This is a genomic window from Microvirga sp. VF16 (assembly GCF_016864375.1).
Taxonomy (GTDB): domain Bacteria; phylum Pseudomonadota; class Alphaproteobacteria; order Rhizobiales; family Beijerinckiaceae; genus Microvirga.
Window position 1 is genome coordinate 525,145 of sequence record NZ_CP069358.1, and the last position, 25,544, is coordinate 550,688.

Here is a 25,544-nt window from a genome sequence, read left to right on the forward strand (position 1 = left end):
TCGGGGACGCCGCTCCTTAGCCCTAAAGCGCTTTTGGTCTCAGTGTAGGGCATAGCCGGCATGCCTGATCCAACCTTTGGCATCATTTGCGGTGATGGTGTCGAGGGCTGGTTTGAGTTCTGCTTCCAAGGCTTCGAGAGTGCGCGCCGCTTTCGCCTTGAGCCGCTCTTTCATCTTGGCCCAGGCGTGCTCGATCGGGTTGAACTCCGGTGAGTAGCGCGGCAGGTACAAAAGCCCGATCCCGGCCTGAGCGAGAAGCTCGCCGACTTCCGTCGCGCGATGCGGGCGCAAGTTATCCATCACCAGAATGGCATCCGGCTTCACCCGCTGGAGCTTGGGCACCAGCACCTGCTCGAGATAGGCCAGCAGCACGGAGGTCGAGGTGGACGCCTCGATGCTCATCGTGGCCACCAAGCCTTCACAGGCGAGCGCCCCTAACACCGTCAACCGCTGCCACGAGCCAAGGGGAATGGATCCATAGGCGCGTTGCCCACGCGGCGCTCGGGCGTGGGTGCGGGCCATCTTGGTCGTCACCCCGCTTTCGTCCAGGAACACCAACCGTTCTGCGGGAATCTCGCTCATCTGCTGGCGGTAGGCCTCGCGCTCAGCGGCAATCTCGGGCCGCTCCTGCTCGGCCGCCCGAAGCGTCTTTTTTTCGGACGCAGCTTGAGCTGCTTGAGCGCCTCACAGATCACCGCCAGACACACCGTCACGCCGGTGCGCTCGGCCAGGCGTTCGCGGTACTCACGCAGCAGCGCGTCATTGTCCTCAAGCACGAGTTGGCGCAGCACCTCCAGAGCTGCGGCATCCAGGCGCGAGGGCACACCGCCGCTGTGCGGCTTGGGGCAGCGTCGGCCTTCTTCGCGCTCCTGGCGGCGCCAGTTCGAGACGGTGGCGGGGCAGACCTGGAAGCGGCGGGCAATCTCGACCTGAGGAAGGTCGCCGCGCTCGCAGGCGACAAGAACACGTTCGCGCAAATCGGGAGAATAGGGCTGGGGCATCGCTCGCCTCCTGAGCCATATCCCCGTCAACGCACAGACCACCCGAATGGATTCAAGCCCAGATCAAAAGCGCTTTAGCTTCCCGCTCCGGAAGCTCGAAGAACGCCGCAACCTGATCCCTCGTCCAGCGCCCCTCGTGGATGCCCTGTTCCGCGACTACCGCTTGCTGAGGACGGGATACCCTCCCCATAGTCTGCAGAAGTTCGAACGCACTACTCATAGCCAGCCTCATCCTGAAACTGACCAATAAAAGCTAACCCTCTGGACTTACTGTCAAATTACTCAGCGATGTTCAGTGGGTCTGACCCGCGGACTCAGTAGGTATGACGCGCGACCTCGGTAGGTCTGACTCACGACCTCAGTAGGTCTGAGTCGCACTCCTCCCCATGCGCGATCCAAACCTACTATCCGAACCGCCAGATTCGGTAGGTTTGACCCGCACGTTCGGGGAAACCGAGCCTGATCCCCTGCCCCAGACCCCTGTCGGAAAGGTTTGAGTCGCGATCGCCTCCATCGTGAGAGGTTTGAACGGCACTTAGGATTGCGGCCATCCCCTCCCCGCCCGGCTGGTAGGTTTGACTCGCACTTAGAGTGTCGGCTTGAAATCGGAGATTCCCCCGGCATTCGGTAGAAAAAACCACCAAGCGCACCCTAACGAACTGATACAAACGCGTTTCGCGCCAATGCCCTTGCCGCTCCCGACATGTCTTGACCCGGATTGTGATTATGAGCAATTTCAGTGCGATGCTGCTCCCAGAGAACCTCCTAGACAGACATGAACTGGCGTCTCTTCGTTCCACCAGCGGTTATCATCCTCGCGTGGAGCATTCATCTCGCGGGCGTCCTCGACCTTCCTGGCTGGGAGGGCTTCAGCCGTGGAATGGCCCTCGGTGCACTTTTCAGCATGTCCTTTCTTGAGGCACTGCTCGTCTATCGTCACTGGAAGGGTCTCTATTAGGCATGTCACGGAAGGCATGCCTCTGGGCTATTGGAGCCATGCTGACAGTGGGCGCTCCGGGGGGCGTCTCACTGTATCGAACCTTACGTTTCGACCTCCTCAAGAAGACCAGCGAGGAAACCAAAGCGGCTGTCCTCAAAAGGGTCCCAATTGGATCGAGGATTTCCGCCGCGCAAGCCGTTATGGAATCTGAGGGATTTCGCTGCGCCAAACTGCACGACACGAAATTCGCGGAGGATAGCCCAGACGGCGGTCCTCAATTGGTTCATCCAAGGGCTGATATCTTGTGGTGTTCCTCCGGAGAGTGGGGTTTCCTCGTTACAAAGCGGTGGCAGGTTAGCTTTGTCGACAGTGGAGGGGTCGTCTCGGAAGTGGCAGTCGCGGTCGGCTTAACTGGCCCGTGAAGTAGTGCCCCCGTTATTGTCGCCGATCGCGGCGCATGCGCTGGATCGCAGATCGCGATCACCTGATCGATGGCGCAGACCTGCTTCCTGATGATCTCGATCCTGACGTGAATTCTGGTGGTTTTTGCTACCGAATGCCGGATTCCCCAACCGCTTATGATCAAGCCCTAGATTCGCTGACCAAGGAGCCTCTCGAACATTAACCATTCCAGAAGCGCGACCCAGACCTACTCCAAGTGCGATCCAAACCTACTGAATGTGCGGCTCAGACCTACTATGTGCCGCAGCAAATGCAGGTGGTTAAGCGATTTAGCATTGTATGGTTTGAAGTCCTAAGTACCTTGACCGGCGAGGAGACGCATCATGTCGAAGGCTCTGAAGCCCAGGACCATTATCCACGAAAGCCTGCAAGGCGAGCTGTGGGTGGTAGAAGAACCCGGAATCACTAATACGATCTCCTTATGGGACGTGGCTCCTCGTTCCATTCCCTCCCGCGCCTCCGACGATCTCAAGGACGGGAAATACCTGAAGACCTTGGAACGGACATTCACGCTCGCGGGCAAGGTCTATCAGGTCACCCTCAAGCCAGCCCGTATCAAGGACAAGAACGGCAAAGAAAGCGAGCAGTACCCTGGCGAGCGCGAGCGACTAGTCGAATGGGTTATCCGCCGCATCGCCGCGATGCGTAACCGGATCAGCCTCAGCGCTAAGGACGAGGTCAATGTCTCGTTCAGCATCAACGAGGTAAAGGCTGAGCTCGCCCGAACCGGTCACACGTACAGCTACTACGAGATCGTCGAGGCGCTCACCATCCTTCACCAGTCTACCGTCGAAATCATTCGAACTGATGTCGGGGGTGATGGCGAGATCCATGAACGCGTGATCTCGAGCGCTGCCTTCCCCCAGCTTGCATTCGCCAACAGGGGCAAGGAGCGGGCTAAATCGACGGTCCAGTTCAATTGGCTCGTCTCGCAAGCCATGATGCACCTGGACTTCCGCCAGATGAACTACGAAGCCGTCATGAAGATGCGTGGGCCGATCGAACGCTGGATTTACATGCGGCTCAATCATGATGTGCTTTATCATCGCATGAACCCGCACATGCATGTGATCTATGCCCGTGAGGTCATTGACGGGTCGGCCCTTTCAACCAAGCGTCCGCGTGACGCAATGCGCCGCATCACGGAAGGCATGGAGAACCTCAAAGCTGACGGCGTTATCAAGGAGCTTCAATGCAACGACATCGCCGAGGGTAAACGCAAGGTCGATATCAAGTATACTATCACGGTCTCTGAGGCCTTTGTTGAGGAAACATCGCGTTCCTTGCGTCGCGCCAATGAGAATATCGCGGATTATCGAGCCGTTGTCGGCAGTGATCCAAATGGTTTCGTCCCTTCCGATCCGATCAAGAAAGAAAAACTTCGCCGCATCCGCACAAAGCGCTTGGCCGATCAGAATGTCATCGAGCGCCTTCTGTAACCTACGCACTCAGGTCCCTCGAAGCGCAGCTGGCGCCCATACGGAAGTGGAGAAAGTTGGGTTTCGTCCAAGTTACTGAAACGGGGTCAACTGACACTGTGACGCTCCCATGGAATGCTGGCTGCGAGCGCATCCTTTCATTCAGGCAACAGAGCACCGCGCCGAACCATGAGCCACCAACGCTGTTAGTGAGTAAACGCCATACCGGATTGCTTTGCGTCATTGTCCGATTTGGCAACTTTGCATTCACTGGGTCAATCTCAGGTGGCGTTAATGCAGTCACGCGCGTAAGCAAATCATGCGTGTTACGGCTATTGTATTGCATTCGGCATCAAGCCTGAGTGATTGGACATTCCTGCGCCTGCATATTATCAATCCGACGAGGCGAACTATTTGAACTGGTCTACCCCTCGGACACGCCACCGAAAGGAGACGCAGTGACCACCCGTCTTATGGAAATCCTGGATCGCGATGCGGCAATCATGAGAGCCAAGATGGTGGAAGCCATGCCAGCCGCCGACGGCGAAGCACGGCAAGTTCGGGAGTTGATGATCCTGCTGCATACCGGGCTTTTGGTCATTCAGAAGGACGAGAAGCACCGCAGAGGAGTTGCGAGAGTTTGCCGGTCAAATCCTCGACAGAACCCGGATTACTAAACAGTAGCTACCGAAATATTCCTGTGAGTTCCCGACCGGTTATTTCTTTGCGAAACCGATGGTAACTCCACTCAGCTATCGAGATGATTTTCAGCCATATCGACGATAGCCGCTCGCCGCGGGAAAAGGGAATGTTTCGGTACCTTTGGAGACATAAAGCGTTCAGCGCCGTGCTGCTCCTCCTGTTCGGGGCCGGCTTGTACCTAAAGCCGATCGCTGCCTGGTGCGGACTGGCGCTGCTGCTCTTCTTGCGCCTGACGAAGGTCCATTCGCTTCTGCTGATTTATGATCTGACAGACCGGGCGGCCTTGAAACACATTCGTACCTTGGCAACCAAGCGCGCCCATATGCTGTCGCCAGACGAGTATGGGAACGTGTCAGAAGACACCTGGGACAAGCACCTCACCACCTTCATCAAAAAGACGCTCCTGCCGGAGTTTCAGCGCAGGAAGATCGACCATCTGCTCGCCAATGACCCGAAGAGGCACCTGAGCCGCCTCAGGACACGGATCAACCGGATCATCGACCGATACCAGCCCGCTGAGCCAGCGGTCAAATTCGATGATGCGACGACTGGCCGAGAATTTGAGCTCTACTGCCGGGATGTCCTGCAGGAGGCAGGATGGCATGCTGCGCTTACTCCCGGATCAGGCGACCAGGGCGCCGACATCATCGCGGAGAAGAACGACAGGCGAGTTGTGATCCAGTGCAAATTCTACAACGGCACCGTCGGTAATAAGGCTGTTCAGGAAGCCTATGCCGCTGCCGCCTTTCAGGATGCACCTTACGCGGTGGTTGTTACCAATTCGGTCTTCACCAGGTCAGCTCACCAACTCGCGCATAAGAACGGCGTGCTGCTGATGCACCATACCGATCTGCAGCGGCTTGACCTGATCATAAGCAGCGGGGCCGGGTCCCACTGACACACGATTCCATTCAATCGCTCGAAACTTTGAGGAAGTCGTCGATCGACAACTGCGCCGGATTAGACGGCTTCGCCTTAGGCTTCCTTGACGCTTCCTCAGCACTCACAGTTATGGGCTGCTTACGTGGAATATGCGTATCCCCGGATTGCATCCGCTTCATCCGGGCTTTCGCCTTGTCCCGTGCTTGCGCTTCTTCGGAATTCGGATCTTCGGTCAACCATTTCCCTCGGCGAATGACTTCGTTCACGCGCCCCTGATTAACCCCAAGCCGGAAAGCAATCTCCTGCTGAGTCATGTCAGTGGTGTTATGGAGCTCGAGGACTTTTCGGGCGAGTTCCGGCGTCATCTTGCGCCCGGACACCCGACGAGCGGGTGCAATCGACCGCGACTTCTTCTCCTCCTTGCGCATCTTCTCCAGAATGGCCAGGGCCATATGCATGCCTTGGGCACGCAGCGCTTCTTCGAATTGCTTCAGCGTAGCCAAAAGAGAGACTCCTGAACTCCCGCCCCGATGCACTTACATCGGCTCAGGCTGATTATTGAAGGAGGAAGGGTGGTAGACAGTCCGCATGCCCCGCACGCTATCCGGATAGATCGCTGAATTAAGCCGACTGGAACAGAATAGAGTCCATGATTCGCGTTTTTCAAGCTCGGCTATTCAGATTGGTTGTTGATTGGTTCTAAAGCGAATGGTGGGCAATCAATGCTCTGGTCGAAGCCAGCACCAAACTCCGGCCTCGTTGATGTCCTCTCCAGCTTCGCAAACTTCAATGCCTCATCGTCTACCTGTGGGTGGTACGAGCCCCGAATTTTGCGGTATCTATCCGCAGTCTCCCCAACTTGGGGTAGAATGATACGCCCTCTCCAGGGCTCGTCAATTCGCAGCGCCGTTCACATAGGTTGTGTCGCAAACTCGGAGAGGAGACGCGAAACGAACAATTACTCAGTAGCAATCTCAGGCGGCGAGCAGTTCGAACGGTTCCGTTGCAACTCCTGAAGTAGGTCAAGCGAAGGCCGGACAAGAACGCAGGTTACGCGGCTGCACCGAACAGGGTTGCAATGAAATCGTGCTGCGCCCCCATGTCATTCGCTGGGACACTGACGACCTGTCCCTTGCGGATCATCGCCATCACCTCGTAGCCAGCAATCGTCCGCGACGCGGACGTAAAGCTTTTGAAGCCCAAACCGGGCCGGACCAAACGCTTGATGCGCCGGTGGTCCTGTTCGACGATGTTATTCAAAAACTTCTCCTGCCGGAGTTTGGCGAAGCGCCAGAGTTCTCCTGCACGTTTCATCGCCGTTGTCGCAATCGGGTAAGCAGCGTTCTTGTCGACCGTGATGGTACGCGGGTTCGCTGTATGTGGCTGCTCCAAGGCCTTGCGGAAGAAGCGCCGAGCGGTCGCTGCGTCCCGCTTAGGCGAGAGCCGAAAATCGATGGTTTGCCCGGTCGCATCGACAGCGCGATACAGATAAACCCACTCACCCTTCACACGAATATATGTCTCATCGACCCGCCAAGAACCGTTCGTAGGACGCAGATAAGGCCGGACGCGTTTTTCCAGTTCGGGAGCGTAAGCCTGGATCCAGCGAAAGAGGGTCGTATGGTCCACCTGCACGCCGCGGTCAGAGAGCATGCACTCAAGGTCCCGGTAGCTGATCGGGAACCGCAGATACCACCGCACCGCCCACAGGATGATCTCCGCTGTGAACTGCCGACCCTTGAACGGGCTCTTCGTATATCGCCTCACCGCCAGCCCCTCTCAACTTCTCGTGTCGTAGCTCAGGTGGGGCAAGCGTGAAAGCTGCAACAGATCCTCTTGGGAATGGGGGCGGCTCGGCTGGCCAGGCTCAGGCGCTCCCCTGATTTTTGAACCGGAATCACTTGGCTAAAGCCGCTTCATCAGCCGCGCCGCTGCTAGGATGAGCTGAGCATCAAGCATTTCCACAGCCGCATCATAGCGAGCTACCCATCGCTCATCGGTCGCCCATCGCATGCCCTTCGGCTTGGGCGGCAGATCCCAGTCATCTGGATCCTTCTCTCCAAGCGGCGCCGTCTTCGCCTTGGTGCGCCAAGCGCGTCCAACATGGTCCAGGAAATGCGAGGTATAGGAAGCCCGGAGGTTCTTAGCTCGAGTTTGGCCATTTCTGGCGGGTCTGTAGGCCATCTGCGGATCAGTCCGGATCGGCAAATCTCACCAGGCTCATGAGCGCGTCCATCACGGCAATCCGATAGATTGCGGTAGCAAACCGGCGATCATTGGCAATCGCGTCGGCATCGCCATGCACGCGCTCCAGCATGGTATCGAACACCTCCTCCATCATTTCCGCATCCACCGGCACGACAACCCCGCACGTCATCGCAAAAGCCTCCGGTGTACTCAGCCGCATCGCCAGCGAGGTGCCAGGATGAGCCGTCTCCTCCAGATGCTCGTCGACGAGCCAAACCTCTTCCTGGCGCATGAGATCCAGCATCACCAAGCCGGCTGTCTCATGCCGGCGCTCAACCCGCCAGACCGAGAAGCGGGCCTGGAGCAGGGCCTGCAGCATCACGTCCTCATCCGAGCCGGGCGCCACGGCAGCGTGGCGGACATAGCGGTCCATCCCGCGCGAGCGGCCCGGCGCCGCGGTGTAGAGGGCCAGGTCGTACGCCAACGTCACCTCGTCCAGGCTCTCGGCCACCAGCATCTTGCCGACCGTGAGCCCCAGCCGGCGCGCCTGCTCCATCAGAGCCGAATCCGGCACAAAGCGAAGAGCCTCGTTGTGATGGTGGGTGCTGATCGCGCGCAGATGACGGTAGCGCGTCAGGATCTCGGTCCGACCCATTTCGGCCATGGCGACCTCCCAGGCTCTTGAGCCTGATTGTGGGAGATCGTGGCCATGCCCGTCCAGCCCCATGTTCCTGACCTCCTGTCCACCTGGCTGGCTCCGTTCCGGTCCGGCCTGACCGGGCCAACCTTCCGCCATGCCCTCGTGCTCGTTCTGGGCGCCCTTCTCACCCCGGGGCGCCGCACCGTCACGGCCATGCTCACCGTTGTCGGCCTTGCCCGCACCCGCAGCTTCACGAACTATCACCGCGTGCTCAACCGCAACCAGTGGTCCAGCCGCGAGGTGGCGCGTCGCCTGCTCGGCCTGCTGGTGACGAGCTTCGTGCCGGCCGGGCCCGTCATTATCGCGCTGGATGACACTCTCGAACGCCGCTGGGGTGGCCGGATCAAGGCTCGTGGCATTGACCGGGATCCGGTCCGCTCCTCCCATGGCCATTTCGTCAAAGCCTCGGGATTACGCTGGCTGTCCGTCATGCTGCTCGTCCCGATCCCGTGGGCCGGTCGCATATGGGCCTTGCCCTTCCTGACCGTGTTGGCGCCCTCCGAGCGCTTCTCGCGCGAGCATCGCCAGCGTCACAAGGCGCTCACGGACTGGGCCCGGCAAGCTCTTCTCCAGGTCGCCCGTTGGCTGCCGGACCGGCGCATCGTGGCGGTGGCCGATCAGAGTTTCGCGGCGATTGACCTGTTGAACGCGGTTCGGCATCGCCTGTGCATGATCACACGTCTGCGTCTGGATGCGCGCCTGTTCACGCCGGCTCCGCGCCGTCGGCCCGGAACGCGGGGGCGCCCCCGCATTGTCGGACAACGTCTTCCGAGCCTGGCTGAACGCCTGGCCAATCCCAAAACGGCCTGGCGGCGTGTCTGGGTCGACGGCTGGTACGGCGGTGGCGAACGCCTCATCGAGTTCATCTCCGGCACGGCGATCTGGCACCATCCCGGTAAGCACGTGCCGATCCGCTATGTTCTGGTGCGGGACGTGGCCGGCCTCCTCAAGCCTCAGGCGTTTCTGTGCACGGACCTCGCGGCCGATCCTCTTGAGATCGTGCGCTGGTTCGTGCGGCGCTGGAGCACCGAGGTGACCTTTGCCGAGGCTCGCAGACACTTGGGGATGGAGACGCAACGCCAATGGTCGGACAAGGCGATCACCCGCACGACACCAGCCCTGCTGGGGCTGTTCTCGCTGGTGAGCCTCTGGACCGATGATCCCGCCATTCGGCGCTTGGCTCGCCCGCGGTGTGCCGCTTGGTACGACAAGCGCACCATCACCTTCAGCGATGCTCTGGCGGCCGTCCGACGCTCGCTCTGGGCCGCCGCAGTTTCCGATGCGTCACGCCGGCCCGCCAACATGACAAAAACCCAAATCGATGTTCTGAAACGAATGACAGCGGCGCTCTGCTACTCAGCATAAATGGCCAAAGTCGAGCTAAGAGGCTGTTTAACGAGGGGTCGCTTCACGGGACTGGTAGAATATGCCCCTCTGCTCAGGAGACTTTCCCGTCACTCGGAGGTGTCGGAGGAGGCATCCAGTGCGTCGCATCCTCCACATCGATATAGCCCCGCAGATAACTGTCATAAAAGACGAACGCCCCCTCGGGGAATGCAGGTCCCTCATACCAGAACACGTCTATGTAACGGACTCCGTTTGCCGTCCACACATCGACCTTGGATCCGTCTCTCGGCGCTGTTTTCAACGGCTGCCACTCACTCATTAGATGGGCTCCGAAAAATCTTCGGCACCACTAATGAGCCGAGCGCGCGTCGAGCGGGATGACCTGCACCGCCTGACCTGTGGCGTCGACAATCTCCAGCCGCCAGCCCTGCCACTCATCCGAGTTCAAGGGATCTTGGGCCCGAAGCTCTTCGACGGCTTCCATGGCAGCAACCACAGCCGCTTGGAGACTCGATGCCGTAATGCCCTCGCTATCGCGGATCATGCTGTCACCATTGGTGAGATTGAAGTAGTAGCGCGCTGGCGCCGAAGGGCCGGACGCGGATACATCCGAGGAAGTGACCGGGAGGTCAACTTCAATGAGGCCTTGAGTCGTCGCCTGTTTGCTATCAGTAGGCGCGGTCATGGCTGAGACACCTTACTGGATTGCCGGAGAGGAGAGGTTTTCCAGATCCACCCAGCCGGTGCAGGTCGGGATCTCAGGGACTAGGTACGCGCGGCTTCCATCGAGCTTCTCGACCCGACAGGGATAGGTTCTCTTGTCTCCTGGAGGGCGGTACAAGACCAAGCTCCCCTCGGAAACAACATCGCCGGAAACAGACTCAAGGGTGGCTTGTGTGCTGGGTCCGAGCTGGTCAGCCGTGCCTGGACCGGGGAAGATGTCTTGCCTCGCGGTCCGAACGCGCTCAAGGGCCGCAATGGCCAGTCGGGCCCGATCCCGGTAGCGGTCCATGACCAGCTTCAAGGGGCCGCGCTCATCTCCAGCATGCCAGGAGACCCCACCGGCTTTGGCCAGCTCCGCCGCCACAGCCTCGACTTCCTCGTCGGTCATGTTCAGCCCTCCTCATACGGAGGTAGGGCTGAATTCCTGTGCCGCAAGGCGCGGAGGTAGCATACCCTGCTAACTTTGCCGCTGTTGTGCCGTTACAGCCAACTTAGCACATTCATAACTCGGCCAGCATGGGCGAACATCGAATGGAGCCTTAAGGAATGCCCTCCTGACGAAGCTCTTTCCGCGCCGCTAACTTGTACCAGCGGCGACTGAGTCTGCGTCGTGGCGACTTAATAGTCTTGCCCTCAGCTCGTCCTCCAACAATCGGCACTCCTTCTGGAGCCGCTTAAAACGCTTCAAAAGTTCGGCGTCGCTCAGTCGAGTTGACGAGGGGAGGGCTGTCTCATCGGGCTGCTCATCACTGAGATTCCGTATCTGCTCAATGACGACTGGACCAACCCCAGGGGTAGCCAACCATTGCTTATTCGAGATCTCAGCAACCTCTCGGAAGCTGGGACAACGGCCGTTGAACTCGCTCAAGATGGCGGTTCTCGCCCGTGGCGGAAGGGCGCTCAAAGGAAATGCGTCATCCAAATGCATGTGTCATCCCATAACTGCAGATGACTTACTATTGCGCCGGAGCAATCCGGGCTGATCCAAGGCAACACGGAGGCAGATACTTGGCTTCAACTTATGTAAGCCTTTATAGCCACAGAATTTTAGAGCCGTTTGGGCAACCATCATCCCTTTCTATGCTCTCACCATGAAAAAGCGCCGCTTAATGGCCCCTACGTAAGTTTCGTCTCCGTAACCATCGAAGCTTGGCGTTGTTCGATGCTGCCTTCAGGCAATCGAAAGGGGGCAAAACATCTCTTGCTGTTTCAGGGCCAACAACTGGTAGTGAGGCTTGTGCATTCGATGGTCGGCTTAGTTCCACCACAAAAAGAGCCTCAGGAATACACCTTGAGGCTCACGGCTAGGACCGTATCAGCTAACCACAGGGAACACGCACTCCTCTCTACCGAGAGGATAACGTCCCGTTCGTATTTCCAGTTCACCAAGTGCCCCGCGTACCCTTTGTTTGTCATTTAGCGCATGTGAAAACGGGTTTCTTGTCGCCGTTGGCGCTCTCGCCCCCCTCTAGCTATAGCCTCTTCATGAGCCGCGTCATTGCCACGGCGAGTTGCTCATCGAGCATCTCCTCAGCGCATCATAGCAAGGATCCCTTATGAGATTGCTCTCAGAGGGATTGCTCCGCCTTCGTCATCAGCTATCTCGGTGGCATCCAACCTTTGTAGCCTGGCTGTGAGCCATTGCAAAACCGCACGTATCTCATCAGCAGCTTTTCCATACGGGCTGAATTCGGTCACCCCGAGACCTGCGGCAAGAGCATCTACATGGTCAGACCGGTGTGCCAGCGTCGGGTTGCACAACCCACCGAGCAATTGGAGAGCCATACGTGCATTCTGTGTTCGGCTCGTACGTCCGCCAGTTGGACATTGATTGAGAACGAATGCGAACGGCTTGGCGTGTTCGTTCAGATACCGAACTGTGGGTTTGCTGGCCTCGATATCGGCGACGCTGGGGCGGACCGGCAGAAAGCAAAAGTGCGCTTCTTTCATCGCTTCTGACGCAGCATGACTTTCCGACCCTGGCGTGTCAACAATGGCGAGGTCGTAGTCTTGTTGGCCAAGCCTGTAGAGACGAGAGGAGAGATTGGCCCAGGGAATCGAATGGACCGCCGGAGCTTCAGCGGTGCGCCGCTTGTACCATTCTTCAGCTGTACTCTGTGGGTCGATATCGAGAACAGCTGCTTTCAGGCCGTTTTGCACCGCAGCCACGGCAAGTGAGACAGCAAGGCTGCTCTTGCCTGTTCCGCCCTTCTGCGTGACGAATGAAATGATTTTCACTGAAGCATCTCCGCCAAACCGTTCGGTCGCTTGACGCGACCGTCTCAGGGAGAACGACCATGCCAAGAGGCACAAGATAATGCTGCGCTCTTATGGTAAATGAACAATTACTAACCCAGCCGCTCGGATGTTTATTCGTTCCTGCTACCTGCGCCCTAACCATTGTTTTGAGGGCTTTGTTGCTTAACTTTGGCGGTATAACGAGGGTCGGTATGTGAGGAGCCGCCCTGTTGTCTCTGTTCAAGCGCCGCTTTCCCGTTGAGATCATCCTGCTATGCGTGCGCTGGTACTGCAAGTATGGGATCAGCTATCGCGATCGCGCCGAAATGATGCAGGAGCGCAGTGTCGCGGTCGATCCCTCTACCCTCTTCCGTTGGGTTCAGCGCTATGCGCCTAAGATCGACAAGAGGGTCCGCCCGTACCAGGGTTCCCGGTCCGGATCATAGCGCATCGACGAAGCTTACGTGCGGGTTGGCGGCAAGTGGCAATATCTGTTCCGCGCCGTCGACAAGCACGGTCAGCTCATCGACTTTATGCTGTCAGACCGCCGGAATACCCGAGCGGCGTATCGCTGCTTGCGCAAAGCCCTCAAGATGATGTGTCACTGTCCGCCATCCTTGATCACGACTGATAAACTGGCATCGTACCCGAAGGCCATCCGACGCTTGCAGGATGAAGGGCTGCTGTCGAAAGACGTCGAGCATCGGACATCGAAATACCTGAACAACATCATCGAGGCAGATCACGGCGCGCTCAAGCGAATGACCCGGCCGACCCGCGGCTTCCAGACGATGAGAACAGCTTCCGCGACGCTGAAGGGCTTTGAGGTCATGCGGATGATCCGTCGCGGCCACTGCGTCCAGACACAGCCCGGAGTGGCAGGAGAAATCCGTCTGGTGAACCAGCTCTTCGGTCTCGCGGTCTGAGCAGCCCATTCGACGAGGTTCGTTGCGCCTGGTCCAAGTTAATGCAACAAAGCCCACCCGGAGCAGTCAGACAGGCTTGGGATCGGCTCATAAAGAGAGCAGGGATCGAAGACCTTCGCCTCCACGATCTGAGGCATGAGGCTGTGTCTCGCTTCTTTGAATACGGCCTGACCGTTCCTGAGGTTGCCCTCATCAGCGGCCATCGGGATCCACGGATGTTGAGCCGCTATACCCACTTGAGGCCGGAGAAGGTGGCCGAGAAGTTAGCCAAGGCGACAGTGGGCTAATCCTCAAAAGAAAGGAGCCTGGTGGGAGAACCGCCAGGCTCTTGAGTTTACCAGAGGGAACCAATGAAGTTCATGAGGCCAACGGCCAAGCCACTTGCTTGTTCCCTCTTAGCTTCACAGATCGGCAAGATACTTTGCTACCAGCAGCGCCAGCACGATGAGCGCCAAGGCTCCAATCGCAGGAAGTCCCTCGGCATGAGCATCAAGCAGCTTCCAGATACGTACAGAGAGGCGAGGCAACCTCATTCTTCTTCTCCCTAATCACGCCGTTAAGAGTACCACGGAATGAGAACAAATGCAGAACATTCTGATCAGGCTGTGGATGACTGTGGATGAGCTTTGCAGTCCAGCCGGGCATCAAAAAGCCGTCGATGCAGGTCAGGTTAGAACCATGGAATCCGACGGGGGCAAAGCCATGCCGGATGTTGAAATGGCAATCGGAGTCGCTCCCGACAGAACGGCAACAGCAATTGAGATTGCGCCTGTTGGACAGCCACCATTGCAGTTGGTGCTTGACCTTGACGAGCTTGATAGGCTGATCAGCGAACTTGGAACTGCAAGAAGCAGGATGGTCGAAGGGCAGTCACCCCCTGACTTTGAGAGCGAGGAGGTGTCTATCAGCATCGTCGGGAACACGAAGTGGCATATCCGAGCATATCCTCCAACAGGTGCCTTGCTTGCGTTTTATCATCCCAAGTTTGGACCAGTGGGCTTTACTCTTCCAAGGGACCAGATCGCCCAGATCGTTAGCTTCCTGACAGAGAGGTTCATTCTTCAACCGACACAATCAGCCGAAAAGCATTAGAATTGAATGGTTCGTTCAGTTGAGTAGTCTGGCAGGGTTTCCTTCTAATGAACCGGCTCAGTCGGTTCGGGCTTTGCTTCGCTGAAAGGTACCGTCAGGACCAATCCACCTGCCTCATCAACAATCTCAACCACGAAGTCATCCTGCTGTTTGGCAGACAAATCTTTCCAGTACGGAACGACCTCCATGAAGACGTTTGCCACTTTCCGGGCGACGCGCTGCGCAGCATCAACATCAGGAACGTCCAAGGTCTCAGGATACCTGACACGACCATACTGATTATAGAGGAATAGATTGTAGCGTGGCATGATGACAGGAATATTGGCCGATCAAGTGCGGCCTGCAATCTACTCAAAGGTGTTATTTCAGGACCTGCCTACAACTCAGCTCATGCGGCTACGGGGCACAGGTCCGGCTGCCATCCGCTCTTTCTCGTAGGCCAGTGCAGCACCTAGGGTAAACCATCGCTCCTCAGCCTTAGCAAGCTTGGAAACTGCTCGCTCATAAAACTGTTGCAGCCCCCGAATTGAGCAGACAGGGCTTCCCACTTAGCTAAGTGGTAGGCTTACTGTTGTGACAATGACTAACACCAACCCTCCGATCGATGTCCTGAGCGGCCCGGAACGGCGCCGCCGCTGGACGGCTCTGCCGAGAAGGTGGCCATCGTCAACGAAACCTACGAGCCGGTCGTCACCGTTAGCCTGGTCGCCCGCCGGCACGGCATTGCTCCGAACCAGCTCTTTCACTGGCGCAAGCCGGCCGCCCAGAGCGCTCTGACGGCTGCCGGGCGCGGCGAGGAGGTCGTGCCAGCCTCCGACTACCGCGCTCTCCAGAATCAAGTGCGCGAGCTGCAGCGGCTTTTGGGCAAGAAGACGCTCGAGGCTGAAGTGCTCAGGGAAGCCCTGGAGGTAGTGGACTCAAAAAAACTAGGACGGCAAAGTTAACTGGCAGGCATGTTGTTCGAGAGCTGCCGGTAAGCGGCAGGATCGTGTCGAAAGCGGGTGCGCAGCGTTCGCGCGCGACGGCCTCTCTCCAGACGCTGGCGCAAGCTCCTCCAGTGCTCCCGGTTCGCGGCGCCCAGATCTCGCGCTGTGGGCGCCTGCACGCGGGTCGCAGTGGCGGCAAGCAGCCGGACCGAACCGCGCAAAACCGCACCGGGCTCCGCGGTCTTGCGCCCGGTCGCACGCCGCTTGTGGTAGCGCTGGGAGCCGAACAGCTGTTCGAGATCGTTGTTGGTGCGCGGCAGGCCCGGCACCATATAGGTGTGGAACAATCCAGGGCGATAACTGCGCGCGACCTTCTGGAAATGATCGAAGGCCCCGGCCAGCGCTCCGGCCTTGGCCCGATACCGCTGCATCGCACCCAGCACCCCGTTCACCCGCCACCGCACCATCGCGGCGCTCTCCTCATGCGGGTTGCCAAGCCAATGCGCCACGGCGTGCACGAACCGGTAGGCGTACTCCACGCCGGGCCACAGAGAAGCGGTCCGCTCCAGCGCACGAGCGATCATCTGGTGCAGGCGCGTGAGCGCCGGCGCGAGGCCCCCTTTTGCTGCACCCGGTCCAGGCTGCCGGCCACCGTCTCCAGCCGTTGCTTCAATTTGAGGCTGGCGGCGGAAAGCGGCGCCCGGCCGTCATCGGTGATCGCGCTGCGCACGGCCGCACAATAGCCCTGCACGAGCACGGCCTCGGCATCATCCCGCTCCTCCACGGTGCGTTCGATCCGGCGGATGCCGCGGACCTGCTTCTTGAGCTCCTTCTTGGCTTGGTACTGTCAACTTGAGGCCGATCACACAACGCTGCCGCGGGCGCAACTATCGGGTCAGGCAAGGTTCGCCCGCGAGGGCAGCCCTGCAACCTCGCGCCACATGACGAAGGCGTGCTCACGCGCAGTCCGGTACTCATTGGCAGACAGGCGATGACGGCGGAGCTGGAAGTGGTAGTGGATCGGGCTATGGGTTGAGAGAAACTGCTGGGCCTGCCGAGCCGACTTGAATCGCCGCATGTGGCGTTCCCGCCGTCGAGCGGGTTGGTGTGAGACCTCACAGCGGTTGTTCAGGTATCGGCTCTGGCGATGTTCAACCCCCTCCAGGGTCTCGCGGTTAGCGGCGCCATAGGATCCGAGTTTATCCGTCACGAGGATTCTGGGCGTGTAGCACAAACCCTTCAGCAGCTTGCGAAAGAAGCGCTTGACCGCTTTCTTGTTGCAGCGGCTCTGGACCAGCACATCGAGCACGTTGCCATGCTGGTCGACGGCTCGCCAGAGGTAGTGCAGTTTGCCTCGGATGCGGACGAACACTTCGTCCAGGAACCACTTGTCACCGGGTTTCGGCCACCTCTTGAAGGTCTTGGCGTAAGTCCGTCCGAAGCGCAGGCCCCACTCGCGGATGGTCTCGTAGCTGACCACGATGCCTCGCGCCGCGAGGATCAGTTCGACTTCGCGCAGGCTGAGGCTGAAGCAGTGATACAACCAGACCGCCTGATTGATGATGTCAGCCAGGAAGCGGTAACCGCGGTAGGAGTTGGAGATCGTGCTCATGTCTGGGGCCCTGCCACAGGCTCCAAGCTGTTACCAACCTGACAGTACCCTGGTAACTATTCGAAAACCATGTTGGCTCATTCTATTGTCGTCGCAGGCGAATTTGCTTGCGCGACAAGCGGGGTGGACTCCGGTGGTTTTCAGCTTGTTCCTGGTGGTTGTTGTCTCCTTGGCCCTTCTGATTATCCCTGTGTTGGTAGGCATGATAAACGAGCCCGAACGGTTCAGAGTTCGCCCTACACCTCCGAGCCTTGCTCCTCCCAAGGAGCGTAGCCGATTTGGTTTGCCGAACCAGTTGATCATGCCGCGCCTCCGAACATTTCGCGCCTCCCGAACGAACTCGTGACCTCAAGCGTAAGAGCAAGGCTAATCTTTCGTTTGTAATCTAGCTTCAATGCCTCAAGTGCGTTTGGCGGCAATCGGTCCTAATGATCTTCGCCGAAGGCCTGCAGCGGAGAGGCCTGCGTGCCGAAAGAAACTGGCGATCATCTCGGGTCGGCGCTGCAGTCGGGCGAACTCGCGGCGGGTCAGACGATGCAAGTCGACCACTGATCTAGGCAGCGGGTTCGCCATCGAACGCTTGACGCATGCGTTGCATGCTCCTCCGGATTCAACTCTGGGGGCTTTTTGGCGTTCTTATGGCCGCTTGGGCGGAGTTTCGGCCGGCGCGCGCGCTTCCGCTTGGCGATGAACTCGTCGATGATTTCCTGGATCACCTGAGACGGCAGGCCGAGCTCCTTGCTCGCTCCTTTCGTCAGATCCCGCAGCTGCTTTTTCGTCGCCCATTTCGGACCACGGCGAGCCGATCGCTCGCTGATTTCGTTGCAGTAGTTCCAGGCCGTATTCGTGGCGTTGCCGAGTGCGACCAGATGCTTGCCGCTCGTCGCGTCTTTTCCGCGATAACTGAACGTCAGGTACGCAGGTTCTTGCTCTGTTCCGGCCATCGCTTCCGATATACGGTCGCAATGGCCAAGGTTCAAGAGATTTTGAATGCCGCATAGGCTGCAGCGCCGATCCATCCTCTCCCGGAAGCGGAGAGGGCTTTCGGCGCATCTTCGCTAACGTATATTACGTTACAATCTGCAACAGAGGCAGCATTTATGGAACCAAAACTGCACTCAGAGACTGAGTCGGTGGCATCGGCGTTTTGCACATCTACAAATACTTAACAGTATTCTGTCATGGCCTCTCGCGATATGGTTGGCGCATAGTCTCCTAAGGATGTGTCTGTGTCCCTGCGCACGCTCAAAGTGATTTTCGGTGCCGTCACTGTCTGTTTCCTTTTGGCGAGCGCCTATATCGCGATGCTGGTGACAGAACGTCAGAGAGTCCTGGGAGATATCACGCACTATAACCCGGCCTGGCAGGCAAGCCAGGCGGTGTCAGAGTTTATGCGCCTCGAGCGCCGCTTGGATGCTTTCAATGTTCCAGGCCGGGGAGTTGATAAGGGCGAAGTTGACCTCCGCTTCGAGATCCTGCTCAGCCGGGTAAAGCTCCTAATCGAAGGCCGTTTCCAAAGCATCATTCAGGACGATCCTGATCAGCAGGCCACTCTCCGCCGCCTCGCCGAGGTTGTGGAATTATTGCAGCCCCTCGTCGCAGAACTCGAGCATCCTGGCTCCGTCCAGCAGGCGCTTCAGCTCCTGGAGCCGCTGGAGCCAAGGTTGCTGCAACTCGCATCCTACGCACAAATCCGTGGAGGGGAGAGAATCGCCCAGGATCAACGAGATCTCAATCGCCTCTACTGGATCTTTTCGGGACTATCTCTCGGTTTGATCCTGCTTGGGCTGATCCTGATTGGCCTCTTCAGCCGCCACAATCAATTGCTGGAACGAGCCCATAGAGACCTCCATGCTCTCACCGGTCATCTCGCCCATGCAGCCAGCCACGATGCCTTGACCGGACTGGCGAACCGCGTGCTCTTCCATGAGCAACTGGAGGCGCATCTCACCCGGTGGCACCAAAAGGGCATCCGATTTGCTGCCCTCTGCTTAGATCTTGACCGCTTCAAGAGCGTCAACGACACGTTAGGTCATGAGATTGGCGACGCGCTTCTGAAAGTTGTCGCTGATCGCCTGCGGAGCTGCCTGCGCGATGGCGACACCGTGGCTCGCCTTGGCGGCGACGAGTTTGGAATCCTCCATGAGGCTACGGGCGGGCTCGAATCATGCTCGGTTCTTGCGAAGCACATCGTGGAGCAGCTGAGCGCCCCCTACTCTGTTGATGGACGGGAGATCGTCATTGGCACCAGTATCGGCATCGCTCCGGTCGAAGCGGACATTGTCTCACCCGATCAGATGCTGAAGCGTGCAGATCTTGCCCTTTATGAGGCCAAATCCCAGGGGCGCGGCATGTTTTGCTACTTCGAGCGGAGCATGGAAGCGCGATTGGATGCACGCCGGTCGCTTGAGATCGACCTGCGCAAGGCTGTGGCAACCGATGAGTTCGAGCTGTTCTTCCAGCCCCAGGTCAACCTCAAGCTCAATCAAATCAACGGCTTCGAGGCTCTTCTCCGCTGGCGCCATCCTACATGGGGCAAGGTTTCGCCGGCAGAGTACATTTCGATCGCCGAGGATATCGGCTTGATTTCACCGCTTGGCGAGTGGGTTATCCGGACGGCTTGCGCTGAAGCGGTCAAGTGGCCGCGGGACATCAAGGTTGCCGTCAATCTCTCGCCCGTTCAGTTCCGCAACGGAACCCTCGTGCAAAGTGTGCACCATGCGCTGGAGAGTACGGGCCTTCCTCCACGGCGGCTCGAACTGGAGATCACGGAGACCTCCCTGCTCGATGAGACCGAAGCGACAATGGCGGCTCTGCATGAACTGCGTCGGCTGGGAGTGCAGATTGCCATTGATGATTTCGGAACAGGCTATTCCTCTCTCAGCTATCTTCGCAGTTTTCCGTTCGACCGGATCAAGGTCGACCGGTCCTTTGTACGGGATCTCTCGTCCCGGCGTGATGCGATGACGATCGTACGATCGATCGCAAGCCTAGGCGCTGGCCTTGGCATGTCCACCGTCGCTGAAGGGATTGAGACTAAGGAGCAACTCCTGCAGGTTCAGGCGGCGGGCTACACGGAGGTGCAGGGCTACTACTTCGGACGTCCCAAGCCAGTTCATGAACTGGTTTATTCACTGGATCCGGCCCTATCGCCATCGTCAGCATAATTCCAGAGGGACGGCGTGGTGAGGATCGAGGCACCGTTACAGGAACTCGAATGACGTCGAATAGTCATGGCGTAACGGTTGGATCAGGCGGTGATGGTCGTCCACAATCCGCTTTCACGTAAGGACATCTACACGGTTCTCGTGCCCATGGAGGCTGCTAGGGCGGACTGAAGGCAGACCATCGCTAGTCAGCGAAACTTTTCGACTGAGACAACATCCGCATAGGTTAGCTTGGCTTACCCGCCATTCATTGCTCTAGGAAGCATGCCTACTGATGGCGGCTTGGTTGGGGAAGCGAGAAAGCTCTGGATAGGGGACCCTAGGACAATTTGGCTCTGCCGGACAATCTTCTTATCTGCTTCTATTGCTGCTAAGGCCGGCAATAGAGGATCAGACATGAAGTTGAATGAAGATGAAAGACAGCGGAAGCTGGGTCTTATCAATGATCGCTTGGCTCGCCATGAGGCAGTGACCCGCATCACTCTCATTTGCGTGCTGATCTTAGCCGGCTTGGCACTCGCCGTGCTTGCTGCCGTTCTTTTCGATAACTCAACACTCAACATCAGATAAATCCGGACGGGGCATGATGAATTTCCACACTCGTGATCTGAACCTTGCGCGCCTTTGCAATGACGCGCTTGCGAAGCCGCTGACGGAGGCCGAGCGCGAAGCTATGATGATCGCGGCCGCCCAGAAGGTGGAGGAGTTGTTCGACATCCTGCGCATCGACCACCGGAACGACCACAACACCCGCGAGACGCCCCAGCGGGTGGCCAAGATGTACGTCGAGGAAATATTGGGTGGCCGCTTCACCGCCCCGCCGAAGATCACCGAGTTCGACAATGCCCAGGCCTACGATCAGCTCATCGTCACGGGTCCGATCGAGCTGCGCTCCACGTGTGCACACCATCTGATGCCGATCTATGGGGCGGCTTATATCGGCATTCTGCCTTCTGCCGACGGCAAGATCATCGGCCTGTCCAAGTATGATCGGATTGTGGAGTACTTTGCCTCGCGTCTGCAGATCCAGGAGGAACTGGTCAAGCAAATCGGTCAGTACATCATGGACATGACCGCACCCCGAGGTCTAGCCGTGCGCATCAGCGCCGTACATATGTGTAAGACCCAGCGCGGCGTGCGGGCCAGCCATCGCAGCCGCATGGTCAACACCTACTACTGGGGCGAGATGGCGGAGAATGCTGAGTCCAAGCGCGAGTTCCTGCAGGAGTGCACCGCTCTCGACCAGTCAGGATCGGCCTAGGCCTGCCGCACCCGAGCGTATCGCTCCGCCAGTCTCCCTTGAGGCTTTTTGATCATGCGCTCGACCGGTGATCGCATCCGTCACGCCGTCAGCTTTGAGTTCGGCGGCCTTGCTCTGATCTCACCGCTCGGCGCATGGGCCTTTGACCTGCCGGTGGCTGAGATCACCGTGGTCAGGATGGCCTCTGCCCTCATCGCAACGGCGTGGACTTACCTCTATAACTTAGGTTTCGACACCGTTCTGCCGTGCCTCGCTGGGAGAACTGACAAAAGCATCCCTGTTCGCGCTCTGCACGCTGCCCTGTTTGAGGCCGGGCTGTTGGCCATGCTGACGCCCCTCATGGCGTAGTATCTCGGGATAAGCCTTCTCCATGCCTTCCTCATGGATGTCGCGTTCGCCTTGGTCTACGTGCTCTACGCATTCGTGTTTAACTGGGCCTACGATTGTGTGTTTGGGGTGTCGACGTGGCAGGGGCCGGCGAACTCAAAGCCGAGTTCCCCGAGGAATGCGTCACGCTGGATCGCAGGATGGATGAAGGGCAAGCCTGCCTGAGGTGGCATGACAGAGGTCACGCCACCTGACGCGCCTTGACAATGCGCTAGGCAGCGAGGCTGGCATTGCTCGCAGCTTCACCACGATAGATGCAACCTTCCGTCGAGCCGGGCATGCCGCGCTTGAGCTCGACCTCTTCGAGGTTCGGGAAACGCGCCTTCACCAGCCGCCAGATATAGGTGGTGACGTTCTCGAGAGAGGCGATGCCGATCTCGGGATTGAGATCGAGATTGCCGTGATCGAGGCCCGATCCGTGCTCGCCCTTGATCTCCTTGATGTAGTTCTCGACGTCATAGAGATTGACCGGCCAGCCATAGATCTCGTCGACGGCTCCACCGAACGTGAGTTTGACGATGAAGGTGTGTCCATGCAGCCCGGAATAGGGAGCCACCGAGTGCGCGGCTTCGAACGTAAATTCGCAATATGTCTTCATCGATCTTGCCCCAGGAACCTGTTTTCGTTTTGACCGGCTTGGAAGGATTTTCCCGTGTACCCAACCAAAGTCGTTAATCTGCATTTTGTTTAGTCAAAATTTCCTATCATGGCCTGCACCACCGAGCAAAGTAAGCGAAATCCGTAGTCTGCTCGTCGCATTCCATACTGCGCCGTCCACGAAATTTGCATGTCGCGACAAGGAAACGCCCCGGCCAAGGGGAACCGTGAACCCTCAGCCAGGGCGTCCTCCACGCTTGGGGGCAATGGAGCGCGGTCGGGCTGATACGCAACGCGCCCGGTGCCCGCATCCTGGAATGGTCAAGGTAAAATTTCCGTAACCGCAGGCGCATTCCATACTGGAGGTTATGCGACCATGGCGTGTGGCTGCAATATAGAGATGACACCCCTCTGCAAAGTTCAAATGGCACTCTCCTGCTTTTCGGGGTTGCAGGAGGACGTGCCGTATGACGGTGGTGTCGATGAGCGCCAAGGAGTTTTCCCGACTGAATGTCCTGATGGATTTGGACGCCCGCCGGATCACCGTTCGGGACGCGTGCGCGCTGCTTCAGCTCAAGCGCCGGCAGGTCTTCCGGCGTTTGAAGGACTTCCGGCAGCATGGAGCTGTCTGCCTCGTGTCGAAGCGGCGCGGCCAGCCCGGCAACAACCGGCTTCCCGCGTCAGTCCGCGACCTGGCCATGACGATCATCAAGGAGCGCTATCCAGATTTCGGTCCGACTCTGGCCACTGAGAAGCTGCGGGAGGCCCACGGTTGTCCCGTGTCCCGAGAGACGGTCCGCAAATGGATGATCGAGGACGGTCTGTGGCTGGATCGCCGTCGGCGGCTTCCTTGCGTGCACCAACCACGCAATCGCCGGGAGCGCATGGGCGAGTTGATCCAGATTGACGGCTCCAAGCACTGGTGGTTCGAGAACCGTGGTGCGCAATGCACGCTGCTGGCCTACATCGACGATGCCACCAGCCAGCTGATGCATGCGGCTTTCGTGTCCTCGGAGTCCACCTTCGATTATCTGCGCGAGACGCATAAATACGTCACAGCCCATGGCCGTCCGATCGCCTTCTATTCCGACAAGCACGCCATCTTCCGGGTCAACAAGACAGAGGCTGAAGGCGGTGACGGCATGACCCAGTTCGGCCGCGCCCTGCACGAGCTCAACATTGACATCATCTGCGCCAACACGCCGGCCGCCAAGGGCCGCATCGAGCGCTCGTTCGGCACCTTGCAGGATCGCTTGGTCAAGGAGATGCGGCTTGCAGGTATCTCCACGATCGAGGCAGCAAACGCCTTCCTGCCGGGGTTCCTGGCTGATCACAACCAGCGCTTTGCCAAAGCGCCATTCAGTAACTCGAATGCACATCGGTCTGTCGCGCAGGACATGGTGCTGGAAGACATCTTTGCCTGGAAGGAAGAGCGCACGGTCACCCACAACCTGACGCTCCAGTACGACAAGGTGATGTTCCTGCTCGAGCCGAACGAGATCACACGGCCCCTCGCCCGCCAGCGCGTCACGGTGATCGACTATCCGGACGGGCGGCTGGCGATCCGCCACAAGGGCATCGATCTGCCTTACCGCACCTATGACAAGCTCCAGCGGGTCACCCAGGCCGCGATCGTCGAGAACAAGCGACTGAGCGAGGTCCTCAGCTATGTCGCGCAGATTCAGCGGGAGCGGGACGAGCAGCGCAGCGCGAAAGCACCGCGCCGACGCGGCCAAGGTGAGCGCCACATGTTCAAGGTCAGCTGAAGAGCGGCATGATCATCTCGGACTGGATGGTAGTTCGCTAGAAAGCCCATTCCGTTTTCAGCTTTTGCTGGAGGTTTCCTTAGCCCAGCACCGCAACCCTGGCCAGCTGTGCTGGGCTAAGGAACCACGTCAGCGGAATATGACTCGAACTATACACGGGTGTCATTTCTACTTTGCACGTTGAGTGCCATTTCTACCTTGCAATGACATGGCGCATGACCATCGCAAGTTCACGCACATTGGAGTTGGGCGGTTTATGAGCGAACCTCATTGGCCAGTTCTTCTAGGTGCTAGGCCGCCTCGAACAGGTGAAACTTGGCTTCGAGGAGCGAGACCTGCTCGGCAAGGATGCGGATCTTCTCAGCCTGCTGGCAATATTCGGCCGCCTTGTCGGGGCGGAACGCATACATGTCTCATGCCTCCGATGGAGTTCCTCGCTTACAACGGTTAAAAGAGGCCGTGGCTCGCTGTTTGATCAAGGGCCTTCGTGAAGTTAGAGGACTCGGTAGCCCCGCCGCCGCTTGAGTTGCGCGATCGCCGCGAGCGCCTTGCCGCCTCCGTTAGCGTGGATCTCCACCAGCTCCTGCCCCTTGGTGCCGATCCTTCCCCAGTTGCGCACCAGGCGCACGATCCCAAACCGATCACGCTCAATCGTCAGACTGTGATAGCGCCAGATACCTCACGCCATGTCGAACTTATGCAGTACAGGAGGATGCTTAACGGGCGTGCGCTGTTCGTCAGGCACTAGAACTCATTCGTGGATTTTGCTCTGGCCTAGAGGACGACTGTTAACCAAACGTTAACCATGGCAAAGCGATGATCTCTGTGTTGATCCGAGACCTAGATCAACACTCTCCCATAAGCGAACGGGGCGCGGATGTACCGCCTCGCTTCGCTTTGGGATGCAGGGTTCAAGCACGACACAGATCTGGTGCAAGGGGCGGCCCTAGCGGATCCCAATTTCTGATGCTGGGCGTCGTCATCCACATCGTTGGGCGAGACGCTCGAAGGCAAGGGCGATTGCCGCCACTGCGCTTAGCCGAGCACGTAATACGCCGCCCCAAGTGCTGCTATCGCACCAACGAATGCGTAAGGGTACCAAGCAGGAAATGGCTTGTCGTGACCGTTGAAGCTCAAGCAGGATCTCCCGAATGAAGAAGGGGCTTCCACCCTTGTTCACGCAAAATGGTATTTTCGTGAAATCTGTTTG

Annotated in this window: 29 protein-coding genes and 4 pseudogenes; 15 read left to right on the forward strand and 18 right to left on the reverse strand. The window is 58.4% G+C overall.

Features of this window, described 5'->3' with window-relative positions:
- Window positions 1-39 precede the first annotated feature (39 nt).
- Genes JO965_RS45325 through JO965_RS45335 form a run of 3 tightly spaced genes read right to left on the reverse strand, consistent with a single transcriptional unit; the run spans window position 40 to window position 1,221 of the window.
- Window positions 40-615 carry an IS630 family transposase gene (locus JO965_RS45325; protein ID WP_203447954.1) on the reverse strand — a complete coding sequence of 192 codons (576 nt, stop codon included), beginning with the start codon at window positions 613-615 and terminating at the stop codon, window positions 40-42.
- Window positions 579-1,001, reverse strand: coding sequence for a helix-turn-helix domain-containing protein (locus JO965_RS45330; RefSeq protein ID WP_203447660.1), 423 nt, complete (start codon window positions 999-1,001; stop codon window positions 579-581). The genes JO965_RS45325 and JO965_RS45330 overlap by 37 nt, the downstream gene beginning before the upstream one ends.
- A gap of 52 nt (window positions 1,002-1,053) precedes the next feature.
- On the reverse strand, window positions 1,054-1,221 hold the full coding sequence (locus JO965_RS45335) for a hypothetical protein (RefSeq protein WP_203447661.1): 168 nt from the start codon (window positions 1,219-1,221) through the stop codon (window positions 1,054-1,056).
- Between the two features lie 555 nt (window positions 1,222-1,776).
- On the opposite strand from JO965_RS45335, the gene JO965_RS45340 reads away from it, so the two are divergent.
- The 5 genes from JO965_RS45340 (at window position 1,777) to JO965_RS45360 (ending at window position 5,421) form a co-directional block, all read left to right on the forward strand.
- Window positions 1,777-1,959: a hypothetical protein gene (locus JO965_RS45340; RefSeq protein ID WP_203447662.1), complete on the forward strand. Its 183-nt coding sequence runs from the start codon at window positions 1,777-1,779 to the stop codon at window positions 1,957-1,959.
- A 439-nt stretch (window positions 1,960-2,398) separates the two neighbouring features.
- On the forward strand, window positions 2,399-2,566 hold the full coding sequence (locus tag JO965_RS45345; protein WP_203447663.1) for a hypothetical protein: 168 nt from the start codon (window positions 2,399-2,401) through the stop codon (window positions 2,564-2,566).
- A gap of 160 nt (window positions 2,567-2,726) precedes the next feature.
- Window positions 2,727-3,842 carry a hypothetical protein gene (locus tag JO965_RS45350; RefSeq protein ID WP_203447664.1) on the forward strand — a complete coding sequence of 372 codons (1,116 nt, stop codon included), beginning with the start codon at window positions 2,727-2,729 and terminating at the stop codon, window positions 3,840-3,842.
- 437 nt (window positions 3,843-4,279) lie between these two features.
- On the forward strand, window positions 4,280-4,498 hold the full coding sequence (locus JO965_RS45355) for a hypothetical protein (RefSeq protein ID WP_203447665.1): 219 nt from the start codon (window positions 4,280-4,282) through the stop codon (window positions 4,496-4,498).
- 131 nt (window positions 4,499-4,629) lie between these two features.
- Window positions 4,630-5,421 carry a restriction endonuclease gene (locus JO965_RS45360; protein WP_203447666.1) on the forward strand — a complete coding sequence of 264 codons (792 nt, stop codon included), beginning with the start codon at window positions 4,630-4,632 and terminating at the stop codon, window positions 5,419-5,421.
- A 13-nt stretch (window positions 5,422-5,434) separates the two neighbouring features.
- Here JO965_RS45360 and JO965_RS45365 read toward each other — a convergent pair whose 3' ends face one another.
- The 4 genes from JO965_RS45365 to JO965_RS45380 form a co-directional block, all read right to left on the reverse strand.
- On the reverse strand, window positions 5,435-5,908 hold the full coding sequence (locus tag JO965_RS45365) for a sigma factor-like helix-turn-helix DNA-binding protein (protein ID WP_203447667.1): 474 nt from the start codon (window positions 5,906-5,908) through the stop codon (window positions 5,435-5,437).
- Window positions 5,909-6,455: 547 nt separating this feature from the next.
- Window positions 6,456-7,172 carry an IS6 family transposase gene (locus JO965_RS45370; RefSeq protein ID WP_203447668.1) on the reverse strand — a complete coding sequence of 239 codons (717 nt, stop codon included), beginning with the start codon at window positions 7,170-7,172 and terminating at the stop codon, window positions 6,456-6,458.
- A 138-nt stretch (window positions 7,173-7,310) separates the two neighbouring features.
- Window positions 7,311-7,589 (reverse strand): hypothetical protein, encoded by a 279-nt coding sequence (locus tag JO965_RS45375; protein WP_203447669.1) that lies wholly within the window; start codon window positions 7,587-7,589, stop codon window positions 7,311-7,313.
- Window positions 7,590-7,596: 7 nt separating this feature from the next.
- Entirely contained in the window at window positions 7,597-8,256 is a 660-nt protein-coding gene (locus JO965_RS45380; RefSeq protein WP_203447670.1) for a hypothetical protein, read from the reverse strand.
- A gap of 45 nt (window positions 8,257-8,301) precedes the next feature.
- Between JO965_RS45380 and JO965_RS45385 the strand changes: the two genes are divergently transcribed.
- On the forward strand, window positions 8,302-9,657 hold the full coding sequence (locus JO965_RS45385) for a transposase (RefSeq protein ID WP_203447671.1): 1,356 nt from the start codon (window positions 8,302-8,304) through the stop codon (window positions 9,655-9,657).
- A gap of 331 nt (window positions 9,658-9,988) precedes the next feature.
- Here JO965_RS45385 and JO965_RS45390 read toward each other — a convergent pair whose 3' ends face one another.
- The 3 genes from JO965_RS45390 to JO965_RS45400 form a co-directional block, all read right to left on the reverse strand.
- Window positions 9,989-10,324: a hypothetical protein gene (locus tag JO965_RS45390; protein WP_246777302.1), complete on the reverse strand. Its 336-nt coding sequence runs from the start codon at window positions 10,322-10,324 to the stop codon at window positions 9,989-9,991.
- A 12-nt stretch (window positions 10,325-10,336) separates the two neighbouring features.
- Window positions 10,337-10,750, reverse strand: coding sequence for a hypothetical protein (locus tag JO965_RS45395; RefSeq protein ID WP_203447672.1), 414 nt, complete (start codon window positions 10,748-10,750; stop codon window positions 10,337-10,339).
- Window positions 10,751-11,916: 1,166 nt separating this feature from the next.
- On the reverse strand, window positions 11,917-12,600 hold the full coding sequence (locus JO965_RS45400) for a ParA family protein (RefSeq protein WP_203447673.1): 684 nt from the start codon (window positions 12,598-12,600) through the stop codon (window positions 11,917-11,919).
- Between the two features lie 230 nt (window positions 12,601-12,830).
- On the opposite strand from JO965_RS45400, the pseudogene JO965_RS45405 reads away from it, so the two are divergent.
- Window positions 12,831-13,526, forward strand: a pseudogene (locus JO965_RS45405) (IS6 family transposase).
- Between the two features lie 56 nt (window positions 13,527-13,582).
- Window positions 13,583-13,813: pseudogene (locus tag JO965_RS45410) on the forward strand (tyrosine-type recombinase/integrase); the annotation flags it as partial.
- A gap of 114 nt (window positions 13,814-13,927) precedes the next feature.
- On the opposite strand, the gene JO965_RS49135 reads toward JO965_RS45410, so the two are convergent.
- Complete coding sequence (locus JO965_RS49135; protein WP_256451957.1) at window positions 13,928-14,059, reverse strand: hypothetical protein; 132 nt, start codon at window positions 14,057-14,059, stop codon at window positions 13,928-13,930.
- Between the two features lie 49 nt (window positions 14,060-14,108).
- Between JO965_RS49135 and JO965_RS45415 the strand changes: the two genes are divergently transcribed.
- Window positions 14,109-14,618, forward strand: a complete 510-nt coding sequence (locus JO965_RS45415; protein WP_203447675.1) for a hypothetical protein — start codon at window positions 14,109-14,111, stop codon at window positions 14,616-14,618.
- A 44-nt stretch (window positions 14,619-14,662) separates the two neighbouring features.
- Here JO965_RS45415 and JO965_RS45420 read toward each other — a convergent pair whose 3' ends face one another.
- Window positions 14,663-14,926, reverse strand: a complete 264-nt coding sequence (locus tag JO965_RS45420) for a hypothetical protein (RefSeq protein WP_371827040.1) — start codon at window positions 14,924-14,926, stop codon at window positions 14,663-14,665.
- Window positions 14,927-15,197: 271 nt separating this feature from the next.
- Between JO965_RS45420 and JO965_RS45425 the strand changes: the two are divergent.
- Window positions 15,198-15,544, forward strand: a pseudogene (locus JO965_RS45425) (transposase); the annotation flags it as partial.
- 14 nt (window positions 15,545-15,558) lie between these two features.
- On the opposite strand, the gene JO965_RS45430 reads toward JO965_RS45425, so the two are convergent.
- From JO965_RS45430 to JO965_RS45445, 4 genes are all read right to left on the reverse strand, one after another.
- Window positions 15,559-16,128, reverse strand: a complete 570-nt coding sequence (locus tag JO965_RS45430) for a hypothetical protein (RefSeq protein ID WP_203447677.1) — start codon at window positions 16,126-16,128, stop codon at window positions 15,559-15,561.
- Window positions 16,125-16,328: a hypothetical protein gene (locus tag JO965_RS45435; RefSeq protein WP_203447678.1), complete on the reverse strand. Its 204-nt coding sequence runs from the start codon at window positions 16,326-16,328 to the stop codon at window positions 16,125-16,127. The genes JO965_RS45430 and JO965_RS45435 overlap by 4 nt, the downstream gene beginning before the upstream one ends.
- Window positions 16,329-16,439: 111 nt before the next feature.
- A complete protein-coding gene (locus JO965_RS45440) occupies window positions 16,440-17,156 on the reverse strand; it encodes an IS6 family transposase (protein ID WP_203447679.1) in 717 nt (238 codons plus the stop codon).
- 527 nt (window positions 17,157-17,683) lie between these two features.
- Window positions 17,684-18,100 carry a hypothetical protein gene (locus tag JO965_RS45445; RefSeq protein ID WP_203447680.1) on the reverse strand — a complete coding sequence of 139 codons (417 nt, stop codon included), beginning with the start codon at window positions 18,098-18,100 and terminating at the stop codon, window positions 17,684-17,686.
- Between the two features lie 285 nt (window positions 18,101-18,385).
- Here JO965_RS45445 and JO965_RS45450 point away from each other — a divergent pair, with 285 nt between their 5' ends.
- From JO965_RS45450 to JO965_RS45465, 4 genes and pseudogenes are all read left to right on the forward strand, one after another.
- Window positions 18,386-20,323, forward strand: coding sequence for a bifunctional diguanylate cyclase/phosphodiesterase (locus JO965_RS45450; RefSeq protein ID WP_203447681.1), 1,938 nt, complete (start codon window positions 18,386-18,388; stop codon window positions 20,321-20,323).
- 396 nt (window positions 20,324-20,719) lie between these two features.
- The gene (locus JO965_RS45455) at window positions 20,720-20,893 is read left to right on the forward strand and encodes a hypothetical protein (RefSeq protein ID WP_203447682.1); all 174 of its coding nucleotides are present in this window, start codon (window positions 20,720-20,722) and stop codon (window positions 20,891-20,893) included.
- 13 nt (window positions 20,894-20,906) lie between these two features.
- Entirely contained in the window at window positions 20,907-21,584 is a 678-nt protein-coding gene (gene folE / locus JO965_RS45460) for a GTP cyclohydrolase I (RefSeq protein WP_203447683.1), read from the forward strand.
- A 54-nt stretch (window positions 21,585-21,638) separates the two neighbouring features.
- A pseudogene (locus JO965_RS45465) lies at window positions 21,639-22,136 on the forward strand (PACE efflux transporter).
- Window positions 22,137-22,182: 46 nt separating this feature from the next.
- Here the strand turns inward: JO965_RS45465 and JO965_RS45470 are convergent.
- Window positions 22,183-22,569 (reverse strand): 6-carboxytetrahydropterin synthase, encoded by a 387-nt coding sequence (locus tag JO965_RS45470; protein ID WP_203447684.1) that lies wholly within the window; start codon window positions 22,567-22,569, stop codon window positions 22,183-22,185.
- A 466-nt stretch (window positions 22,570-23,035) separates the two neighbouring features.
- Between JO965_RS45470 and JO965_RS45475 the strand changes: the two genes are divergently transcribed.
- A complete protein-coding gene (locus tag JO965_RS45475) occupies window positions 23,036-24,334 on the forward strand; it encodes an ISNCY family transposase (protein ID WP_203447685.1) in 1,299 nt (432 codons plus the stop codon).
- 493 nt (window positions 24,335-24,827) lie between these two features.
- Here the strand turns inward: JO965_RS45475 and JO965_RS48835 are convergent, their stop codons facing one another.
- A complete protein-coding gene (locus JO965_RS48835) occupies window positions 24,828-25,010 on the reverse strand; it encodes a WGR domain-containing protein (RefSeq protein ID WP_371827047.1) in 183 nt (60 codons plus the stop codon).
- Window positions 25,011-25,544: the final 534 nt, after the last annotated feature.